This is a genomic window from Rhodococcus sp. P-2 (assembly GCF_016598535.1).
GTDB classification, from domain to species: Bacteria; Actinomycetota; Actinomycetes; order Mycobacteriales; family Mycobacteriaceae; genus Rhodococcus_F; species Rhodococcus_F baikonurensis.
Genome location: NZ_CP066779.1, coordinates 2,761,963 through 2,783,580, shown reverse-complemented (window position 1 = coordinate 2,783,580; position 21,618 = coordinate 2,761,963). Strand labels below are relative to the sequence as shown.

Genomic DNA, 21,618 nt, shown 5'->3' with positions numbered 1-21,618 from the left:
GGTGCTCCGGAATCATACTGTCTGGGCGTTGTGTCTGTCCGATGCACGATTGATGAAGGTTTGTTACAGATCGTGCGAATTGCTTGCAGAAACAAGCCGCACCCCACCGAATGCGGTGGGGTGCGGCTTTGTGAGAGCCTCTAGCGCTGCGGAGCCGCTGTCGGGTGGATCGGTGACGGAAGGGCCGTGACGCCCTCGAGGTAGGTGTCCACAGCGGCTGCTGCGGAACGTCCCTCGGCGATGGCCCAGACGATCAGGGACTGACCGCGGCCCATGTCGCCGGCCACGAACACACCGTCGACGTTGGTGTTCCACTTGGACGTGCGGGCGACGTTGCCACGCTCGTTCAAGTCGACACCGAGATCGGTGAGCAGACCCGGCTTCTCGGGACCGACGAAGCCCATGGCCAGGAGCACGAGATCGGCTTCGAGCTCGAAGTCCGAGCCCTCGACCTTCTCGAAGCGACCCGACTTCATCTCGACCTCGTGAGCCTTGAGACCGGTGACCTTGCCGTTTTCACCGACGAAGTTCTCGGTGTTGACGGAGAACAGACGCTCGCCGCCTTCCTCGTGAGCGGAAGCCACGCGGAACATGAGCGGGTACGTCGGCCACGGAGTCTGCTCGGCGCGAGTCTCCGGCGGACGCGGCATGATCTCGAACTGGTGGACGCTGGTCGCGCCCTGACGGTGCGAGGTGCCGAGGCAGTCGGCTCCGGTGTCGCCGCCGCCGATGATGACAACCTTCTTGCCCTCAGCGGTGATGGTGGGAGCGTCGAGGTCACCCAACTGCACGCGGTTGGCGATCGGCAGGAACTCCATCGCCTGATGGATGCCGTCCAGTTCGCGGCCCGGGATCGGCAGATCGCGAGCTGCGGTGGCGCCGCCGGCCAGAACCACTGCGTCGAACTGCTCACGCAGCTCGTCCGCGGTGATGTCCACGCCGACATTGACGTTGGTCTTGAAGACGGTGCCTTCGGCTTCCATCTGCTCGAGACGGCGGTCGATGTGCCGCTTCTCCATCTTGAACTCGGGGATGCCGTAGCGCAGCAGGCCGCCGATGCGGTCTGCCCGCTCGAAGACCGTCACTGCGTGACCGGCGCGGGTCAGCTGCTGCGCTGCAGCCAGACCGGCCGGACCACTGCCGACAACTGCGACCTTCTTGTTGGTGGCGTGCGCGGCGCGAACCGGCTTGACCCACCCTTCGTCGAAGGCCTTGTCGATGATCTCGACCTCGACCTGCTTGATGGTGACCGGATCCTGGTTGATGCCCAGGACACAGGACGCCTCACAGGGTGCGGGGCACAGACGACCGGTGAACTCCGGGAAGTTGTTGGTCGCGTGCAGACGCTCGATGGCGTCGTGCCAGTGGTCCTTGTAAACCAGGTCGTTCCACTCGGGAATCAAGTTTCCGAGAGGGCAACCGTTGTGGCAGAAAGGAATTCCGCAGTCCATGCAACGGCTGGCCTGGGTCTTGAGGGTTTCCTTCGGGAACTCCTCGTAGACCTCTTTCCAGTCGAGCAGGCGCAACGGCACCGGCCGGCGAACCGGAAGTTCGCGCGACGTGTGCTTCAGGAAGCCGCTTGGATCACCCACGAGCTGCCTCCATAACTGCCTCGTCCACGTTCTTGCCATCCTTCTCTGCGGCCGCGATGGCCAAAAGAACCTTCTTGTAGTCGCGGGGCATCACCTTTGCGAAGTGACCCACCTGCTGCGACCAGTCAGCGAGGATGCGCGTTGCAACCTCGGAGCCGGTTTCGTCGCGATGACGTTCGATGGCGCCCTTCAACCAAGTGAAGTCGTCGCCCGAAAGATCCTCGAGGTCCACCAGTTCGGTGTTGAGGTTCTTCTCGAATGCCTTGTCGGGGTTGTAGATGTAAGCGACGCCACCGGACATGCCGGCGCCGAAGTTACGTCCGGTGGCTCCGAGGATGACCACCTTTCCACCCGTCATGTACTCGCAACCATGATCGCCCACACCCTCGACGACGGCAGTGGCGCCGGAGTTACGGACTGCGAAGCGTTCGCCGACGACACCGCGAAGCAGAGCCTCGCCGCTGGTGGCGCCGAACAGGATGACGTTGCCACCGATGATGTTGTCCTCGGCGACAAAGCCTTCCGCTGCATCGAGCGGCGGGCGTACGACGATGCGTCCACCCGAGAGGCCCTTGCCGACGAAGTCGTTGGCGTCGCCGTGCAGGCGCAGGGTCATACCGCTGGGCACGAAAGCACCGAAGCTGTTACCGGCGGAACCGGTGAACGTGATGTCGATGGTGCCCTCGGGCAAGCCCTCTCCACCGAACGCCTTGGTGACCTCGTGGCCGAGCATGGTGCCGACCGTGCGGTTGACGTTGGTGATCGCGGACTCGAAGGAGACCGCCTCACCCTTGTCGAGTGCGTTGCGGGCCGAGACGATCAACTGCTGATCGAGTGCCTTGTCGAGACCGTGATCCTGCGTGCCGGTGCAGTGGACGTCCTGGTCCATGAACGCGGACTCGACCTGGGTCAGGATCGGCGACAGATCGAGATTGCCTGCCTTGCTTCCCTTCCAGTGATCGAGAGCGCGCGTGGTGTCCAGCATGTCGACCTGGCCGACGGCTTCGAGCAGCGTGCGGAAGCCGAGTTCCGCGAGAAGCTCGCGAACCTCTTCGGCGATGAACATGAAGAAATTCTCGACGAATTCCGGCTTGCCACTGAAACGCTGACGCAGCAACGGGTTCTGCGTCGCGACACCGACGGGGCAGGTGTCGAGGTGGCAGACGCGCATCATGATGCAGCCCGAGACAACCAGCGGTGCGGTGGCGAAACCGAACTCCTCGCCGCCGAGCAGGGCAGCGACGACGACGTCGCGACCCGTCTTGAGCTGGCCGTCGACCTGCACGACGATGCGGTCACGGAGACCGTTGAGCAGCAACGTCTGCTGGGTCTCGGCGAGGCCGAGTTCCCACGGTGCGCCCGCATGCTTGACGGAGGTCAGCGGGGTGGCACCGGTGCCACCGTCGTGACCGGAGATCAGAACGACGTCGGCATGTGCCTTGGAGACACCGGCCGCGACCGTTCCGACGCCGACCTCGGAGACCAGCTTCACGTGGATGCGAGCCTGCGGGTTGGCGTTCTTCAGGTCGTGGATCAGCTGAGCGAGATCCTCGATCGAGTAGATGTCGTGGTGCGGCGGCGGCGAAATCAGGCCGACGCCAGGCGTGGAGTGCCGAACCTCGGCCACCCACGGGTACACCTTGTGAGCCGGAAGCTGGCCGCCCTCACCGGGCTTGGCTCCCTGCGCCATCTTGATCTGGATGTCGGTGCAGTTGCTCAGGTAGTGCGAGGTGACACCGAAGCGTCCCGACGCGACCTGCTTGATGGCACTGCGACGCAGATCGCCGTTCTCGTCCGGCGTGAAGCGCGACGGATGTTCGCCGCCCTCACCGGAATTGGAGCGGGCGCCCAGACGGTTCATCGCGATGGCGAGAGTCTCGTGAGCCTCGGCGGAGATGGAGCCGTAGCTCATCGCGCCCGTCGAGAAACGCTTGACGATCTCGCTGGCCGGCTCGACCTCGTCGATCGAGATCGACGGCCGCTTGCCGATGTTGAAGTCGAACAGACCACGCAGAGCGGCAAGGCGCTCCGACTGGTCGTTGACCATGGTCGTGTACTCCTTGAACACCTCGTACTGACCTGTGCGAGTTGCGTGCTGGAGCTTGAAGACGGTGTCCGGGTTGAACAGGTGGTACTCGCCTTCACGACGCCACTGGTACTCGCCGCCGACCTCGAGCTCGCGGTGAGCGCGCTCTTCGGGGCGATCGAGGTATGCGACGGCGTGACGTGCCTGGACGTCGGCTGCGATCTGGTCGAGGCCGATGCCACCGAGCTGCGACTGCAGACCGGTGAAGTACTCGTCCGTCAGCTCCTGCGAGAGGCCGATGACCTGGAACAGCTGAGCACCGGTGTACGACGCGAGCGTCGAAATGCCCATCTTGGACATCACCTTCAGGACACCCTTGCCGGCTGCCTTGATGTAGTTCGCGATGCCCTTCTCGAGGGTCAGACCCTCGAGCTCGCCGTTCTGCAGGAACTCGTCGATGGTCTCGAAAGCCATGTACGGGTTGACCGCTGCGGCACCGAAGCCGATGAGGAGCGCCATGTGGTGCACCTCGCGGGCGTCGCCGGCCTCGACGATGAGACCGACCTTGGTGCGCGACTTCTCACGAACCAGGTGGTGGTGCACAGCCGAGGTGAGGAGCAGCGACGGGATCGGCGCGTAGTCCTCGGTGGACTCTCGGTCCGAGAGCACCACGATGCGTGCGCCACCCTCGATTGCCTGCGAGACCTGGTACTTGATGCCCTCGAGCGCACGACGGATACCGTCGCCGCCTTCCTTGACGGGGTACAGGCCGCGGATCACGACGCTGCGGAAGCCCGGGAATTCGCCGTCGTCGTTGACGTGAACGAGCTTCGACAGGTCGTCGTTGTGCAGGATCGGCTGCGGGAGCGCAATCTGCTTGCAGGAGTCCGCATTCGGGTGCAGCAGGTCGCCTTCGGGGCCGATGGTCGCGCCGAGGCTGGTGACAACCTCTTCACGGATCGCGTCGAGAGGCGGGTTGGTGACCTGAGCGAAGAGCTGCGAGAAGTAGTCGAACAGCATCCGGGGACGTGACGAGAGCACGGCGATCGGAGTGTCGGTACCCATCGAGCCCAGTGCCTCGGCACCGGAGAGAGCCATCGGCTTGACCAGCAGGTTGACCTCTTCGTTGGTGAAACCGAAGAGCTGCTGACGCAGGACGACGCGCTCGTGCGACATGTACGTGTACGGACGGTCCGGCAGGTCGTCCATGTGGATCAGACCTTCGTCGATCCACTGCTGGTACGGGTGCTCGGCAGCGAGTTCGTTCTTCAGTTCCTCGTCGCTGATGACCCGGCCCTGCGCGGTGTCCACGAGGAACATGCGGCCGGGCTGGAGGCGGACCTTGCGGACCACGGTGGACGGATCGATCGGCAGGACGCCGACCTCCGACGCCATGACGACGAGGCCGTCTTCGGTGATCCACAGACGCGACGGACGCAGACCGTTGCGGTCCAGCACGGCGCCGATGACGGTGCCGTCGGTGAAGCACACCGACGCCGGTCCGTCCCAGGGCTCCATGAGTGCCGAGTGGTACTCGTAGAACGCCCGACGTGCGGGGTCCATGCTCTCGTGCTTCTCCCAGGCTTCCGGGATCATCATGAGAACTGCGTGCGGGAGGCTGCGGCCGGCGAGGTGCAGCATCTCGAGCACCTCGTCGAAACGAGCGGTGTCACTGGCGCCCTGGGTGCAGATCGGGAAGATCTTGTCCAGGTTCTCGCGGCCACCGAAGACGTCACTGTCGATCAGGGACTCGCGAGCGCGCATCCAGTTCTCGTTACCGGTGACGGTGTTGATCTCACCGTTGTGAGCGACCCGGCGGAACGGGTGCGCCAGCGGCCACGACGGGAACGTGTTGGTGGAGAAGCGCGAGTGGACCAGGCCCAGTGCGCTCTCGACACGATCGTCCTGCAGGTCGAGGTAGAAACCCTTGAGCTGCGGGGTGGTGAGCATGCCCTTGTAGACGAACGTCTGGCCGGACAGGCTGGGGAAGTACACGGTCTCGCTACCCGGGCCACCCTTGCCGGCGCCTTCGGAGCCGAGTTCGTGCTCGGTGCGCTTACGCACCACGTATGCACGACGCTCGAGATCCATGCCGGTGTACTTGTCACCCTCGGAGCCGATGAAGATCTGACGGAACGTCGGCATCGCGTCGCGCGCCAGTGCGCCCAGCGATGAGTCGTCGGTTCCGACCTCGCGCCAGCCGAGAACCTTCAGGCCCTCTTCGACGACGATCTTCTCGACTGCATCAGCAGCCTCGTGTGCATCGGCATCGCCCTGCGGGAGGAATGCGATACCGGTTGCGTACGCGCCTTCGGCGGGCAGCGCGAAGTCCACGACAGCTCGGAAGAACTTGTCGGGAACCTGCAGCAGAATGCCCGCACCGTCACCCGTGTTGGGTTCTGATCCGGCAGCGCCGCGATGCTCGAGGTTGACCAGAGCGGTGATCGCCTTTTCGACGATGTCCCTGCTGCGGCGACCATGCATGTCGACAACAAATGCGACTCCACAGGAGTCGTGCTCATTGGACGGGTGATAGAGGCCCTGGGGGCCTGGAAGTTGCTTCATACCCAGCCTTCGTATGCCATAAAGATGCACCGACGACCAGCAGCGCTGATGGCCATCAACTTGCAATGCAAGTCCTTCAAAGCACCGACACGACGATGTGTTCGGTACCACCGAAGTAGCCGCCCTGCGCAGACGCGATGGTGTGCGTTCTGGCACCCGGCGACGTGAGTCTTCGGTCGGTTGAAACTTTTGTGAGTCAACCGTGTAACGAAAACGATAATTCAGAACCCCGGCACGGGCGCAACTAAGGTAGCCCTATAATTGCTCTGAACTGCGGCGATGCAGGGAGCCAGAAGGCCCCTCGACAGATTTCGGAGCTGCGTCTGTGCAGAGAAGTTCCGATTCACAGGATACCGAATCCGCAGGAAACAGGCGCGATGGGCGATGAATGCAACAACTGGCCGCAGCGATAAGAATCAGCTGCGGCCAGTGCGCCTCGAACTGTAACAAAAGTTGATCGATCAACCAAGGTCTAGGCCTGAATTGTTTGCTCGCAGAATGCCATCGCTGTAATTTCCGTAGGCTCACACCTGAGAAGACGGGTGGCGAAGAGCAAATGACAACAGCAGTAGTGGTGGGCAGTGGTCCCAACGGTCTCGCGGCGGCGATCGAACTCGCCCGCGCCGGAATCGACGTCCATGTCATCGAGGGTGCGGACAAGATCGGCGGTGGCACCCGCAGTAGCGAATACATAGTCGACGGACTCGTCCACGACGATTGCTCCGCCTTCCATCCCACGGCCTTGGCCTCTCCCTACTTCAAGGAACTCGACCGCGAATTCGGCCTCGCCGATCACGGCCTGGCGTGGCTGTGGCCCGAGATCGATCTGGTCCATCCACTCGACGACGGCACCGCCGGGGTTCTGTGGCGCGACATCAACCGGACCGCTGAGGGACTGGGTGTCGACGGCAAGCGCTGGCTCGACGTCTTCGGATACCTATCCGAGAACTTCGACGAGTTGGTGCAGGACGTCTTCCAGCCGATCGTGCATGTTCCGAAGCACCCGCTGATGCTCGCCCGTTTCGGGACGGGCGCTCTGCTTCCCGCGACGGGTTTCGCTCGGATGTTCAAGACCCCACAAGCGCGGGCGCTGTTCGGTGGCGTCGCGGCGCACATGTTCGGGACGCTCACCCTTCCTCTCTCCAGTGCTGTCGGCTCGATGCTCACTGCGGCCGCTCATGCTCACGGTTGGCCTGTGGCACAAGGTGGTTCGGGCTCAATTGCAGCCGCCCTCGCGTCGATCCTGCGAAGCCTCGGTGGCACCATCGAAACCGGGAACTGGGTCACCAACTACTCCCAGATCGCCGGTTACGACATCGTCATGCTCGGCATCGCCCCCGATGCCGCCGGTCGTCTGCTCGACGGTCGGCAGCCCGACCGCATCGCCCGGGCCTACCGCAAATTCCGCTACGGCACCGCCGCCTACAAGGTCGACTACGCCGTGCGTGGTGATTCCGACGGGAGCGTCGTGCCGTGGACGAATCCGCATGCCCGCAAGGCCGGCACCCTGCATCTGTCCGGCACGATTTCGGAAACTGCTGCTGTCGAACGCCAGACCGTACGGGGTCAGATGCCGGACAAGCCCTTCATTCTGTTGGGCCAGCAGTTCTTGGCCGACCCCTCCAGATCTGTAGGAGACATCCACCCAGTGTGGGCGTATGCGCATGTGCCGCATGACTATCCGGGTGACGCCACCGATGCGATCACGCGTCAGATCGAGCGGTTCGCGCCGGGGTTCCGGGACCGGATCGTGGGCGTTCACGTGCGCAATGTGCCGCAGATGCAGGCGTACAACCCCAACTACGTGGGTGGCGACATCTCTGCGGGGGCGAACACTGCGCGGCAGATCATCGCGCGCCCCCGGTTCGGGCTCGACCCCTATGCCACCGGCGTCGAGGGCGTCTACCTCTGCTCGTCCGCAACTCCCCCGGGCGGCGGGGTCCACGGGATGGGTGGGTTCAATGCCGCGCAGGCGGCGCTGAAGGCGCGGGGTTGAGACGTCCCCGATGGGGACGACATTTCGGACAGGCAGGTGTTGTCTGAACTGTGCTTCATGATTGTTCGATTACTTGCTCTTTCTACCTCGGGCCGCAAAAGCCTAGGTTCAACCCGACTGGTTGGGACGACATTGTCAGCTTGACTGCGGACGGGATCCTTGATGAAACCCATTGGGTTGAGCCGAAGAAGATGCTTCCTCCCAAGGGCGCTTGCGCAAATACAGGAGTAGCGAGAGACCTTGCGTCACTAAGCGTAGACGGCGGCGCGTTCGTTAGCGGGATTGAAGATAACCATGGGAAGCCCGGCGCGGTCATCGGCGTCAACACAGAAGGATTCATATCCAGCCTCGACACCACTGCCCTCGGCCGGCGCACCAAATATGGTCGACGACACCTATTGGGGGCGGGCCGACGAGGACAAGAGGCCACTTCGGGATTCGAAGTCCGTCGACTTCTCGCTTTCCGACAGGAACGCGCCGATGGCTTCGAAAATCGACTGAGATTTGTTGGGCAACGAGTCGTGCGCCCTCATTCGGTACGCGTTGTGCTCAAAGTCGGTCTGCAGTTGACCGATTCCGAGTTCTCGATCCACGAAGTGTGCGACAACCCGATCTGTGTCCGGGCCACGACGAGCGTCGCCGGACGTCCGCATGTGGTTGCGAGTACGCAATCGCAGATTCTTGCAGGGGTGAGCGCGAAAGGTCGCGGCGGCGGCCGGGGGCAGAGCTGGCATTGGTACGGCCCGGATCGCGACGCCCGTGCGGCTCGATCGAAGGCTCTGCGGGATGCGTTGCGCAATGGATGGGACGCAGACGCGGTGGAATCCGCATTGCTTCGCACGTACACTCCGACACTCTTTTGCCGACCGAAAGGCATGTAGATGCCCGTGACGGTGCGGCCCGTCTGGCCGCGTAGGTGCAGCGGTCACGTCGCGTCGGCAAGCAGGGTGACAGCTTCGCGGGTCACTTAGTGGGCGAGTGTGGGCTACCCGATTTCGGCTTGCATCCCGCTGCGCTCGTGACAGTGGTGATCTTGCTGATCAGCGACTTGAAGATCTTTGCGCCTCATTTCTGAGGACATGATCACGGGATAGATGACAACTTGGAGTACGCTCTCTTGCAGAAGCGCGAACGCCGAACGGTTTCTACCTATCTGAACTCGACGTGAACACCTTCTTCGCGGGTTACCCCGCCTTTCTCTTCGTCCTCGGTCGAACAGTTCGTTTGTTTGCGATTTCCCGTGTGATAGTTGGGGCTCGATGACTGACGCTGAGCGTGCCGATCCGCGGACTGACATGCATCAGATCAAATTCTCCACCGCCATTCCATTGAATCTGCTTAGTGATTCCCCCCAGGTCGGAGCCTTGAACTACTCGCTGTAGGCGGGGGAAGGTGAAGTCGAGAACGGTTTGGGTATTCCTTTCGACAGTTATCCAACGACGCCCCATCTTATGGGCTACGGCAGCGGTGGTGCCCGATCCGGCAAAAAGGTCAAGGACAAGTTCGCCGGGCTTAGTCGCGATATGGATGATGCGTTCCAGTAATTCTTCGGGCTTTGGCGTATCGAAGACTGAGACGTCAGGAAAAAGCTCTTGCAGGTGCCTCTTCGCATCATCGTTGGTCCCGACATCTGACGAACCCCAAACAGTGAAAGGAACCAGCCCGCGCAGCTGATTTGCGAAAAGTTTGATGCGCGGTGAACCGTTGCCCCCCTTGGGGAACCAAATCCTGTCGTCGGTCAGCAAGTCCTGGAATGTCTTCTCGGTTGCATACCAAGATCGCGAGCGCGGAGGCCTCAAGATGACCCCGGTGGGAGTGACAATGTCGTACTGCTGGGCCTTACGGAAGCCTGGGGCTGTGAACGGTGCGTCGGACCAGGGCCCTCGTGGATCGTCATCTCTGTTCTGCATCAGAGCCTCGTCCTTGTTTAACAAATTTCGTGAGGCCTTCCACGCTCGTGGCCCGCTGGGCGCATACACAAGGATGGTGTCGTGATTGCTGCTGAAAGCAGCGCGGGAGTCACGTGTGGTTCGCTTCTGCCATACAACCGACGCGACGAAGGCGCGCTCGCCGAACACTTCATCCATGACAGCCCGTGCACGATGAACTTCCGAATCGTCAAGGTGAACCCAGATTGAAGCGTCATCATGCAAGACAGGTTTCAGGGCCGCGAGACGGTCACGCAGCATCGACAACCACATCGGACGTGCCAGATTGTCACCGTACTGGTTGAAGCTCTTGCCTGTGTTGAAGGGAGGATCGATGTAGACCAGACGCACTTTCCCGCCGTCGAAAACGTGTGTCTGCTGCAGACTTTCCAGGGCATCGAGCCCATCTCCGATAGCAAGCACGTTCGAAGTTGGCCCGAAATTGCCCGGGTAAATCGCTGCGCTCTTGAGTGGTTTGGACAGGCGTCGATCCGTGGGCTGCACCCACTCGTAGGAGGTGAGCCCGGAGGCCAGAAGTGGGAGGTCTTTGTTCGGCCATACAAGTTCGACCGCGTCGACCATGTCGCTACTCCTTGATACAACACTGGCCGTCGTTCCTCGACAACCATCCAGCAATAGGATGACACTAGCCAGTGACACCCACGTCGGGTGTCGGACACGACGGAGGACTGTCATTACCCGCACTACCGAGCCTGCTGTGCCTGCTCAGGCTCCGCCGCCGTTGAAGCCCTTCGTACGGTGGGCAGGTGGGAAAACAAGGCTGTTACCAAAGATTTTGCCCTATGTACCTGCGTCGTTTGCGAACTATCACGAGCCGTTCCTTGGTGGGGGGGCAATGTTTTTCGCCGTCAGGGAACGCATCGGCGCACGAGCTCACTTGGCGGACTTGAACGGGCATTTGATCCATGCCTGGAACGCTGTCCGGGACAGCCATGACGAACTCCGGCCGCTGCTCGATTGGTACGAACAGAACGACTCACAGGAGTTCTACTACACCGTCCGCGCCACCAAACCTGAAAGCTCAATTGAACAGGCGGCCCGGTTTCTGTACCTGAACGCCACAAGTTGGAACCACCTCTGGCGCGAGAACAGTAAGACGGGGGCCATGAACGCGCCGTGGGGGAACCGTCCGTTCCGCAACTTTGATGATGAGCGACTAACCACCCTCAAAAATGTGTTGAGCATCGCCGATGTGCGGCACGAAGACTTCCGCGATGCCCTCGAACGCGCCGAGACCGACGACTTTGTCTACCTCGATCCGCCGTATCTTCCAGTCTTCACCAATCCCGGCGAGAAGGAACCTACCTCGAAATTCAACAAGTACACCGCCAAAGTGTTCGGACAAGCTGACTTGGAAGAGCTTGCCGAGCTGTGCTCCCAACTGACCTCCCGCGGTGTTCGCTGGGTGATGTCGAACCGTGATACCGATGCCGTGCGCAACCTATTTCCGCAAGCCGATATCGTCTCGTTCACCACTCATCGATCGGTAGCAGCACAGAACAAGCGCAGCGTCGAGGCTAAACGGTCTCCAGAGGCCATCATCATCGGAAGGTAGAGCATTGGCTTATCGCCCTGTGGAAGCCGTATTCGTTGTTTTCTACGGGAAAACAACACACAAAGCTGTATACGGGCGAGACGTCGAAGATGGCGGCGGGTACACCAAGGACTATATCCAGCTGATTCAAGACGGGGCCTTCAAGGAAGTGCTCGAACAGATGTTCCCGCGCACTGACGCTGGCAGCAAAGCCACCCAGATCGACTATCGTTGGCCTGGTGGATCCATCGATGGATCCGTGGAGTTCGAATCATCCGACCGCCCCCACCTGGCCTGGCTAAAAACTAAGGGCGCACCGCCCGCGTGGAAGATGACTCCGACGCCCACCAGCGACGGACCTGAAACGATCCCTGGAAATCCTGCCGCAACCACCAGCGCAGAAGCTGACCAGCAACTTGAAGCACTCATTGCCAGCGGTGTTCAACCGTATCTCGTCGCAGTCAAACTCAAAGATGAGACCAACATCGTGCACACACGGGTATATCTGGACAACCCCACGCCAGATCTCACCTTTGCCGACGTCGCATTGCTACCGGTGCCTGTGCGCCAACTCGTGGAGGCTGCGACACCAAACCGCACCTTCAAATGGTTAACGGTGGACAGCCACGCCGCAGTCATGACTCCGGCAATAACATCGATGGTGGAACGGCTCGAAGAAAACCCCGCACTGCTGCTCATGGGACCTCCCGGCACAGGAAAAACTGTCCTCCTCGAACAACTCGTCGACTTCATCGAAAATCCAGGGCGCGGGATTCTGTTCGACCCCGATCTCCACCACGATGCCTGGCAGGAAACAGAAGAACCCCCTATGGGGAAGACACGTAGCGTCGTCCTCCACCCGAGCTATACATATAGTGACCTCGTCCTTGGATTGCTGCCGCACCCCACAGGCGAAGGTGTTGGCATCCGTGTATCGACCGGACCACTGATTAACCTGGCCCACTACGCGTCCGCCGACGGTAACCGGGCATTGCTTGTCCTCGATGAATTCAATCGTGGCAATGCTGCTGCAATACTTGGTGACACGCTTGCCTTGATCGACAAGGACAAGCGGGGGCGGGCCTTCGTCGATCTGCCGTACGGAGATCTTGGAATAGATGTGCCCAGCGAATTCGCGGTGGGGGGCTCCACCACGGTTTCGGCGCGGTTCACCCTTCCAGAGACGTTGTGGATCGTTGCAGCCATGAATACTTCGGATCGTTCGGTGGCGCCCCTCGATGCCGCACTACGGCGCCGGTTCAGCATCTACGAAATGCCACCTGATTACGACGCGTTGGCCCAGCATCTCGGCTCTGACGACACCGTAGACCTCACGTCGACGCTTGAGACATGGACATTGGAACACGTCGGGCAATTGTCGGTCGTGCTATTGAAAGCGCTCAATGTTCGGATTGATGCAGTGCTCGGACCTGACTTTCGACTCGGCCAGTCGCACCTATGGCATGTGGCGGGCCAGACAGTAGAGAAAGCGCTCATCTCTCTCATCGCGGCGTTCGACTACCGTGTGGTCCCCACACTGCGACTATCCCTCCAGGACGACGACGGAGCGCTGGCGGCCATCCTGCGCGCTGGTACTGCCTCGACGCCAGTACCAGATGCTACCGCCGCACGCTGGCAGAAGGCCGACACCGAGCTGGGCACCTTCGGTGCAGATCGCTTACATCTGCACCCGCTGTCCGACCTGCCACTACATACAGCGTTCATTGAGCTGCGACGCCAAGCCGGGCTGTGACGAGTGGCTGAAAGACTCCAGTTCGTCGAAAACCTCACTCAGCCAGTTTCCCACGAGATACAGACTGAACTGAGTCGAGTAGAAAGAACGCTACGCGAACAACTTCGACCCCGCCTACCACAAATTAAAGTCGACGGAAATAATGTCACACTCAGAAATATCGTCGGATCGTTCCGTCTGCCGAATGATTCGATTGTCGATGTCGAACCCAAAACGACTGTTGGACAAGACTGGTCGCAAGCGGTCGTAGATCTACTCGAACCAAGTACCCGTATGACTGTGACCGGGTCGCGACGCTCGGAGCCGTCCGCCCGCCGTGCTCTATCTGGTGCCTTAGCGCTCGAATATGCGCGAAGACTGGATATCGCGTTGCAAAGTGATGGCCCGATATTGGCGTATGAGCAGGTCAATGTCCGTGATCGTAAACTCGATGGCAAACTGAATGTCACCGAATGGATACGTACCGCACTTCTCAACCCTGCGCGATTCCCCCTCACTCGTGATCACCTCACTAGCGGGAATGATTTTGCGCGCGGTCTATCCATAGTTGCCGGGTTGCTGGGACGGGCGGCGGAAAATGGTCAACTCGCGGCGCGGCTGCGGAGACTACAAACCGCGATAGTTCCCGGACAACCTACTCCTTCCTATGTTCCACCTCACGTTGCGTTGCGCTCCCTCCCTCCTCAATGGGGCAAGTACCAACCTGCTTGGGACATTGCATCGGCTTTGCTTCGCAACCGCTCCGTCATCGGGGACCCCGGCCGCGCAGTGGGTGTGGAGGTCGCCGTCGAACCGTGGCCGTTGTTGGAAACTGCGCTCACTCGGGCACTGAGAGCACTCGAATCAACAGGTCAGGGGTGGGGCTATGCGCCAAAGCAGAACTATCCACTGTTATCCATCGGAGGCCAGAAGAAGCTTGGTGTCGAACCTGATGGACTGATACTCCGAGATAGCAAGGTCGCAGCATCATTCGAGTGCAAATACACAATCCCGGGCAACCTCCCAAACGAGAGTCACGTGCATCAAACCCTAGCGACCGCAAGCGCGGTCGGTTCACCAATTGCAGTACTCGTCTATCCCGGGGATCAAGCGGCTATCTACTATGACGTGTCAGGCTTCGGCGGAACGCCACAGCATCTGATTACAATCGGGTTTTCATTGTTCCGCTACCGCCGCTCTGATGGCGATCAGGAAAGAGCTTCGATGATCGCGGACATCCTCCTGAAAGCAAACAAGCCGGGAACCCCACCACAGCTCGCTATTGAACGTTAAACGAAAGGATAGGCAGTCAAGCCGTCTCGATTTTCCGCTTCACTGAGACGTTTTCGGAACATCTACGTGGTGTCCGGTGTCATCTCGCGGTTGGGCTGGTCCAACACCGACGCCGCCGCAACATCGCCAGCCCACTCGCTGACGTTCGAGGGCTCGCGGGTCGCACTCGCGCCATCGCTGCCGCGATCCGTATCGGGATCGAGGAGAACTTGAACGTCGCCGCGGTCGAAGAGTGCATCGCTGCGGCCGAGGCTGCAGGACGGCCGCTCTCCCTATGCTAGCGACGCCGCCACTCAATACTGACGATGCACCGTTTACTGCGTAGTTCGTTGCAGTGCTGTATCTTTCATCGAAAGATTGACAGAATCTAAGTTATCGGCTCTTGTTCGTTTGCGTAAGTTCCAAGCTGCATCCTTTCTGGTGGGCAAGCAGTCTTTCGTTCCTGGCACGGCACTCGCGAATCATCTTGGAGGTTGTCCACTTTTCATAGCCGAAGGCGAAAATCAAGAAACCAACAACGAGACCACCGAATACAAGGACAACTATCCAGAAATGGTGCACGGCAGAAATTTCACAGGTAGCGGTAGAGCGTTGCCAAGCTGCTTGGAGTGCAGCAGTTTTCGGATGTGAGAAGGTTTGGGTGTGCGTTTGAACATCAACGAAGTGGACGGGCCACGCCGCAATTACTGACCTCACGGTAGGGATGTTGGATGAGTCTGATTCCGTCCTGGATCGAGATGAAGGGCATGATGCTGCGTCGACGAGGCAGCATCATGCCCCCGTCAACAAGTGCTAAAAGTTCTGCAACCCAATCACACTGGTCTATCTCTGCACACTCGCAGGCGCGTCGTGTGGACCAGGCAGTGATCTCGCCGAGCGCCTGGGTATCTGCCAACTCGAAGACATCGAGAAGTCATCGATGCTGGAGAGGGTCTGCGATGTGGTGTGGATTCGAAGCTCTTCGCTGGGGCTCTCACCCCTACCAAGTCGTCATATTCGTATATGCCTTTTGAACTTCGTATGAGCCTGGATGAATACTGCCTTCCCCAGTCCGGAGTCAGATCATGGGCGCCCTCGTCCCAAACTTGGTCGATCTTTTTTAGCTGTCGGAGTCCTCGGCGACTCTTCTCAGGCCAAACCTAATCATGTGTCGTTCGACGGGAGAGCCCGGCCTGAAGCCGGTGAACGCGTAGCTTCGAGTTTCCCAGGTCAGCTGACCTTAAGTCGCAGGCCGGCACCAGCATCCTCAATCACACCGTCTTGGAGTAGCGCGTCAATGGAACGCTCAACCCGGCTACGGATGTCTGCACCGGTACGCCGCCATCCGAACACACTGACAACTCGCGCTAGCAACTCGGGGCGTGTGATTCCAACAGCATCGCTCACAGAAAGCCTGACTGCGAGGCGCAGCTCTTCGTCAGGCACTTGTTCGGCTGTCCGCATGAACTCATCCGTTCCGCGACGTACCCTACTCAGCTCGCTCCCTTGAAGACGAATGTAGTCGTCCTGAAAGTGGACTTCAGCGAACTGCACCGCTTGTCGCAGGGTTTGCCGTATTCGTGCTCCAATCCGCCCGTATGAGCTGTGCTCACGAAGCCGCTGCTCCAGCACGCTGAAATGCAGCGGAGCTTCAGCGGAAGCAATTTCTTCGACGAAAGAGCTGATTCTCCGCGCATTGGACGAACTGCTCAGATCAATATCCGGTGAAATATGTTTCACCCGTGCAACCCTGTAGTCCTCGGCCCAGGACGGTTTTTCTTCCAGAATTCGTCGAACGACCTCGACCGTCGCCCCAAGATAAGTTTGCGGCTTTAGAGGTGCACCCGGCCCCACAGTTATCCGCCCAATCGCTGGTCGCGAAGCGAACTCTTCGAGAACCTGACTCAAACGCTCTTTCTCACGATTCGGGTGGCGGTACCACGCGGTTCCCCAGATGTGGTGAAGGTGCCACCCGAGTCCCTCAAGCACCTGGTGCCGCAATCGATCCCGATCGCGGGCAGCTCGGCTGGAATGGTACATCGCCCCATCACATTCGATGCCGAGCATGAAGGCCCCCGGCTGATTTGGATGCTTCACTCCGATGTCGATCCTGTAGCCTGCGGCACCTACTTGGGGTTGAACGTCAAACCCGAGGCTGCGGACGTACGACACGACCGCATCTTCAAAGGGGGAATCCGTATCAAGGCCCGCAGGGCCGAGTTCGAGCTCGAGTGCAGCTTGTCCACGCTCGGCGAAGTCGAGATATCTACGAAGGTGACGTGCGCCGGTACTGTTGACCTCACCAATATCTGAGGCGCTCATCGAGGTCACAACCTCGATCAGCGCCTTCGCCCTAGTAACGGCAACATTGAGTCGCCGCTCTCCGCCCTCCCGACCGACCGGCCCGAAATTCTTATAAGTTCGGCCATTTTCGTCCGGTCCGTATCCGATCGAAAAGATGATCACGTCTCGCTCGTCGCCCTGCACTTCTTCCAGACTCTTGACGAAGAAGCCGCGGAGACGATCTTCCTCGAAATAGCCATCGAGATCGGGATGTTTACTGCGCGCAAGTTCGAGGGCGTTTTCTATGGCATCACGCTGTTTCGTGGAGAATGCGACTACCCCGAGTGTCTCGTCAGGGCGGGTAGTGAAATGGTGCATGACACGGTCGGCGACATGCTTGGCTTCAATAGGGTTGTCCGCACCAGCGGAGCGACGGTAGATACCGGGGACTTTGAAGAATCGAACGCCTGCATCGGGGCTCTCACTGAGCGCACCTGGGAAGGTAATTAGCCGAGAATCGTAGAACGATGCGTTCGAGTACGCAATCAGGCTTTCGTGGCGGCTCCGGTAGTGCCATTTGAGTGATTGCGAGGTAAACGATCCGCTTGACTTCATGAGTTCAAGGAGCGATTCAAAGTCGGTGGCGACGTCTTCATCGCTATCTTCGTCGAGATCGTCGGAGACTTTCGTGAAGAAGGAAGTCGGGGGTAACTGTTTTTGGTCACCTGCTGCGATAAGGGACATTCCGCGATAGACACAGTTGATTGCGTCCGCGGGTAGCACCTGACTGGCTTCGTCGAAAATGACGACGTCGAAGAGCCTTTCTGGCGGGAGATACTGACTCACCGCCAGGGGGCTCATCATGAAACACGGGTGCACGGCGAGGATGGCATCGCGGGCTCTACCAATGAGGTCCCGAACGGCGATATGCTTACGCTTCTTCCCTGCCTCATTAGTAATAATACGAGTCTGCCCCGAAGTAGACCTAGGCCTCCGAGTTGCGCCCGCGTCGATGATCCTTGCCACCGCTGCGTCCGAAAGTTTCTCGTCAAGATCACGGAATTCCCGGACTTGCTCATCGCGCACTCCACTATCGGTTTCGCGCAACCGTGAATCGTTTTGAATTTGGCGGTCAAGCCAGGAGCGGTACACGCTGGCTCGGAAGAAATTTTCGACTTCGAAGTCGGGAATCTCTCGACTCTGCGCATATCGAGCGTCGTCTCCAAGCCCGACCGCTTCGATGTCCGCGAGGGCTCTCTCAAGGTCGAACCAGTCTTCTGTTTCTTCCATGTGTTTTTGGAAGTCGTCAATGAGATTGGCTGCCGCCCGGAAGTCACGGAAGTCTTCGCACAGTTCTGGCCGGCGATCCTCGTCAAACCACTGGGTGAGCTTCGCGGTGCTCGCTTCGTACTCGCTCAACATTTTCGAGAACGAAGCAACAGGGATGCTCTCCTTGAGTGCATTGATCTGTTCATTAGTAAGGCTTCCATGAATATCTCCGTCAACCTGGAGTGCGCTCAACACTGACCTCGCCCAGTCGAGCTTGCGCCGAGCAGTTTCGGCGTCGATGTCTGACTTGTGTACGTCGACGGAAAATGAACGGAGACAGGTTGCCCCCGCCCGAACTGCCTCAGCGGTCGTTTCCCAACGGGACCGGGCAAGAGCTGCGTTCAGGTGAGAATCCAGCGTAGCTTCCGGATCAAGGTGTTCTGCTTGAGCCTTGACGATTTGAACAAACGCATGTATCCGGCTTGAACGGTCGGCAAGTCGTTGCCTGAGCGTTTGAAAGGTTTCGCCCCTCGATTCATGTTTAGCTGCCCAAACTCCATACTTCGATTCCCAGCTTGTGAATGCTTCTTCTGAAGAATTCAAATATTCCTTGGCGGTCAATTGACTTGCTATGTCGGAGAGTATGCACTCTGTCAGGCTTCGAGACTGAAAGTGAACCGTCGATGCGGCACTTGCGTTCTCGATGATACGTTCAATGCGATTCCAGTCCGTCGAGCGGTCCTCGCTGAAGAGGAGACCGAGCGCACGCTGCGCCTCGGGGAAGCAAGCCGCGTAAGCCTGGTGAGCATCTACCCATGTGCGAGCCCTTGGTAATTCAGAAAGAGCTTGCTGCCACTTCACTGGAGAGATCTCGGAGAGTGCCTGGCGCAGTACCTTGTGGTCCGAGCTGAAGCGCCTGAAGAAGCCCACAGTAGTTGTTGACAATTGTTCAATTGATACGAGGTCGGATGTCAAGAGCTTTTCGGTGAAGAAGGGCGAGGCTTCGCGTTCTGCCAAATCCAAGGCATGTTGTGCCGCGCGAGTCACAGTAAATGCTGTGCGAGCGGCGGCTAGGCTCTGAGACTCGTAGAGCCATTCGGCGGGGGGCGCATACTCTGACAAACAAATATTGAGCGCTGTTTGCAGGCTCCGAACTTCGTCGAGCGTATGTGGAACTTGCGCGCCACTATGCGCCGCAAGAGCCTCTGACCGAACTCGCAATGCCTCAAGACAGGCACTGCTTTCAGCGATCGCCTCCGAGGCGGAGACAATCGTTGCCCCGGTGGACATCAATGACACCCCCGGGACTTCGAGGAGGTCAACGTCGAGTTCGGGTAGCTCATCGACGGTAATGCGCGGAACCTGCTCCCAACCGGCACCGAGAGCCTCTTTGACAGCGATCGCGGCCTGTGCATGGTTGGCTGTCACTCTCTCGTACACCTCAACTGCCGCTGTAAGTGCACCGAAATCGTCTTGGTCGAGCCACGAATCGTCTTGAAACTCAGGTGCTTTGTGCCAGCTTTCAAGTAACGCAGAAGCACGCCCTAAATCATCGAACGCGACTAGGTCGAAAGCGCTGCGCACGGTACGCGTCTCATCCAAAACCTGTCCCAGGCGTCGGAGAATCGATGAAATATCCTCCAGGAGGACTGGAGAGACTTCGCGACGAATCAGCCCGAACCAGACGGCTCGACTTCCTTGCAGATGGAGTACCCATCTTCGCGCAACCCGTTTGATCGCCTTTTCGATAGTCGCTAATTGGCCGGGTGACAGCGCGTCGGGGTCACCCGCGAAGCCTGGTCCTTCTCGTTCGGATCGCACCCGTTCGAACAGGCCGAGAACGTAGTGGAAACTTTCTTCCAAGGGGCTCCGTGTTTCGTTGGCTGCAACTACGTACCGAGTGAGTGCTGCGCGCGTTTCCTGAAGCTGAGCGATTACCACAGGAGTCATGCCACGTCGGGGAACAGGTTCTGATTGCAGAGCTTGTCCTAGTCGGGTTGCTACTTCTTTGCGAGCAACCTTACTACTGTGGAGTTCGAACAGAAACGGATCAAGTTCACGTTCAGTGAGGCGGTCGCGCACGACATCGAGCGCGACAGCCTTCTCTGAAACAAAGAGAACAGTCTTCCCTCTCTCGATGAGCGCGCCGATAATGTTTGCGATCGTCTGACTTTTTCCTGTGCCAGGAGGTCCGTCCAGGACGAAGCTTCGTCCTTCGACTGCAGCCTGCACTGCTGCCCGTTGGCTGGCATCAGCGTCGAGCACCAATGCCACTGTCTCCGGAGGCGCTGCCTCGTCAATGCTCTCGTCATTGTGTGGCTCGAAAACGAACGGCGATGCGTCGGGCGAGATTCCACCGGAAAGCGCCTGAACTAGCACAGATTCTGAGATCTCCTTCTCGTGTTCGAGAAGATCTTGGTACATCGCTTCTTTCGCGAACATGAAAGTGCCCAGCGCAGCAAAGTCACGTATCTCCCATCCTGGTGGCCAGGCAATTTCGCAGAAGAGAACGAGAACTCGGTCCATGCCCTCAGTTTCGAGAGTTTTACGTACGTCTTCGGCGGAGGGCAGGATCAAGCCGTGTTCTTCTGAGACGCGCAGCGCGAGAGCCGGGTTGACCGCAATGTCATCGTCCGAAAACTCTAAGTACATTCGCTCACGCGGTCCAAGCGAATCAAGTTCTGCCGGCATCAGAAGCAGAGGACTGCGCCGCTCGTCGCCTGATCCCTCTTTCCACCTAAGCTCCCCCAACGCCACGTACAAGGTTCTAAGACCCTTGTCGAGGAACTCACGCTTGGATCTACCTGCAAGGTTTCGCAGTATACGATCAACGTCACGCTGGGTTTTGTCCGTGAAAAGGTGATCCGGGTAGCTTTCGAAATCGAAGTCAGGCAACTGAGTAAGGACTGCCCGCTCAAGTTCCGCTGAGCCATCGTCGGACGATGGTTCAGCTGGCCGCGTGCCCACCGTGAAGGTTTTCCCCCCCGACGCGACCATATAATAGGCCTCGCTGGCTGAGTGCCGTGAAAATTCAATCGTGGATGCGCGAGTCGGGCGGTAGTTGAGCAAACGGTTAGTGGCAGTCAGACTGACGAGCGCTTCTCGCCACTGTTTGATCGCGGCACTCACCTTCTGGTCAGTCAAACTCTCGCCGCCTTCGTCTCGAACCTCATCGACCGACAATTACCCAGCAAATCTATCGAAGCCCTACGACGAGAATCGAATCGCAGTGAATTGCACCAGAGTTTGCGGTACTTCGATGCACCCTTATTTTTACGGCATCGTTGAAACTCGAACATCTATACCCTCCGCGAAGACCGCCATGGACAGTCGAGAAGTCTGGAGGGCAAAGGTGTTGCGCTATCGAGACAGACCCTATGGGCCCCTCGAACAGACTCCT

The 21,618-nt window shown here is 59.3% G+C and carries 9 protein-coding genes; 5 read left to right on the top strand and 4 right to left on the bottom strand.

Annotation, left to right across the window (positions count from 1 at the left end):
• Nucleotides 1–140: 140 nt before the first annotated feature.
• Both I7X09_RS13275 and gltB read right to left on the bottom strand, forming a co-directional pair.
• Nucleotides 141–1,592: a glutamate synthase subunit beta gene (locus I7X09_RS13275; protein WP_065456394.1), complete on the bottom strand. Its 1,452-nt coding sequence runs from the start codon at nt 1,590–1,592 to the stop codon at nt 141–143.
• Nucleotides 1,585–6,183, bottom strand: coding sequence for a glutamate synthase large subunit (gene gltB, locus I7X09_RS13270; RefSeq protein WP_200317223.1), 4,599 nt, complete (start codon nt 6,181–6,183; stop codon nt 1,585–1,587). The genes I7X09_RS13275 and gltB overlap by 8 nt, the downstream gene beginning before the upstream one ends.
• A gap of 556 nt (nt 6,184–6,739) precedes the next feature.
• On the opposite strand from gltB, the gene I7X09_RS13265 reads away from it, so the two are divergent.
• Nucleotides 6,740–8,179, top strand: coding sequence for a phytoene desaturase family protein (locus I7X09_RS13265; RefSeq protein ID WP_200317221.1), 1,440 nt, complete (start codon nt 6,740–6,742; stop codon nt 8,177–8,179).
• A gap of 521 nt (nt 8,180–8,700) precedes the next feature.
• Nucleotides 8,701–9,060, top strand: coding sequence for a hypothetical protein (locus I7X09_RS13260; RefSeq protein ID WP_234036909.1), 360 nt, complete (start codon nt 8,701–8,703; stop codon nt 9,058–9,060).
• A 303-nt stretch (nt 9,061–9,363) separates the two neighbouring features.
• Here I7X09_RS13260 and I7X09_RS13255 read toward each other — a convergent pair whose 3' ends face one another.
• Complete coding sequence (locus I7X09_RS13255) at nt 9,364–10,689, bottom strand: site-specific DNA-methyltransferase (protein WP_200317219.1); 1,326 nt, start codon at nt 10,687–10,689, stop codon at nt 9,364–9,366.
• Here I7X09_RS13255 and I7X09_RS13250 point away from each other — a divergent pair.
• Genes I7X09_RS13250 through I7X09_RS13240 form a run of 3 tightly spaced genes read left to right on the top strand, consistent with a single transcriptional unit; the run spans nt 10,688 to nt 14,687 of the window.
• Nucleotides 10,688–11,683 (top strand): DNA adenine methylase, encoded by a 996-nt coding sequence (locus tag I7X09_RS13250; protein ID WP_325100617.1) that lies wholly within the window; start codon nt 10,688–10,690, stop codon nt 11,681–11,683. The genes I7X09_RS13255 and I7X09_RS13250 overlap by 2 nt on opposite strands.
• Before the next feature lie 19 nt (nt 11,684–11,702).
• On the top strand, nt 11,703–13,415 hold the full coding sequence (locus tag I7X09_RS13245; protein WP_200317215.1) for an McrB family protein: 1,713 nt from the start codon (nt 11,703–11,705) through the stop codon (nt 13,413–13,415).
• 3 nt (nt 13,416–13,418) lie between these two features.
• The gene (locus tag I7X09_RS13240; RefSeq protein ID WP_200317213.1) at nt 13,419–14,687 is read left to right on the top strand and encodes a 5-methylcytosine restriction system specificity protein McrC; all 1,269 of its coding nucleotides are present in this window, start codon (nt 13,419–13,421) and stop codon (nt 14,685–14,687) included.
• Between the two features lie 1,209 nt (nt 14,688–15,896).
• Here I7X09_RS13240 and I7X09_RS13235 read toward each other — a convergent pair.
• Entirely contained in the window at nt 15,897–21,362 is a 5,466-nt protein-coding gene (locus tag I7X09_RS13235; protein ID WP_200317211.1) for a DUF3320 domain-containing protein, read from the bottom strand.
• Between the last annotated feature and the right edge of the window lie 256 nt (nt 21,363–21,618).

What these genes read in the sequence shown, in the direction of transcription:
- gltB (WP_200317223.1), bottom strand. Translation starts at nt 6,183, where the DNA reads ATGAAGCAACTTCCAGGCCCCCAGGGCCTCTATCACCCGTCCAATGAG.
- I7X09_RS13265 (WP_200317221.1), top strand. Translation starts at nt 6,740, where the DNA reads ATGACAACAGCAGTAGTGGTGGGCAGTGGTCCCAACGGTCTCGCGGCG.
- I7X09_RS13250 (WP_325100617.1), top strand. Translation starts at nt 10,688, where the DNA reads ATGTCGCTACTCCTTGATACAACACTGGCCGTCGTTCCTCGACAACCA.
- I7X09_RS13255 (WP_200317219.1), bottom strand. Translation starts at nt 10,689, where the DNA reads ATGGTCGACGCGGTCGAACTTGTATGGCCGAACAAAGACCTCCCACTT.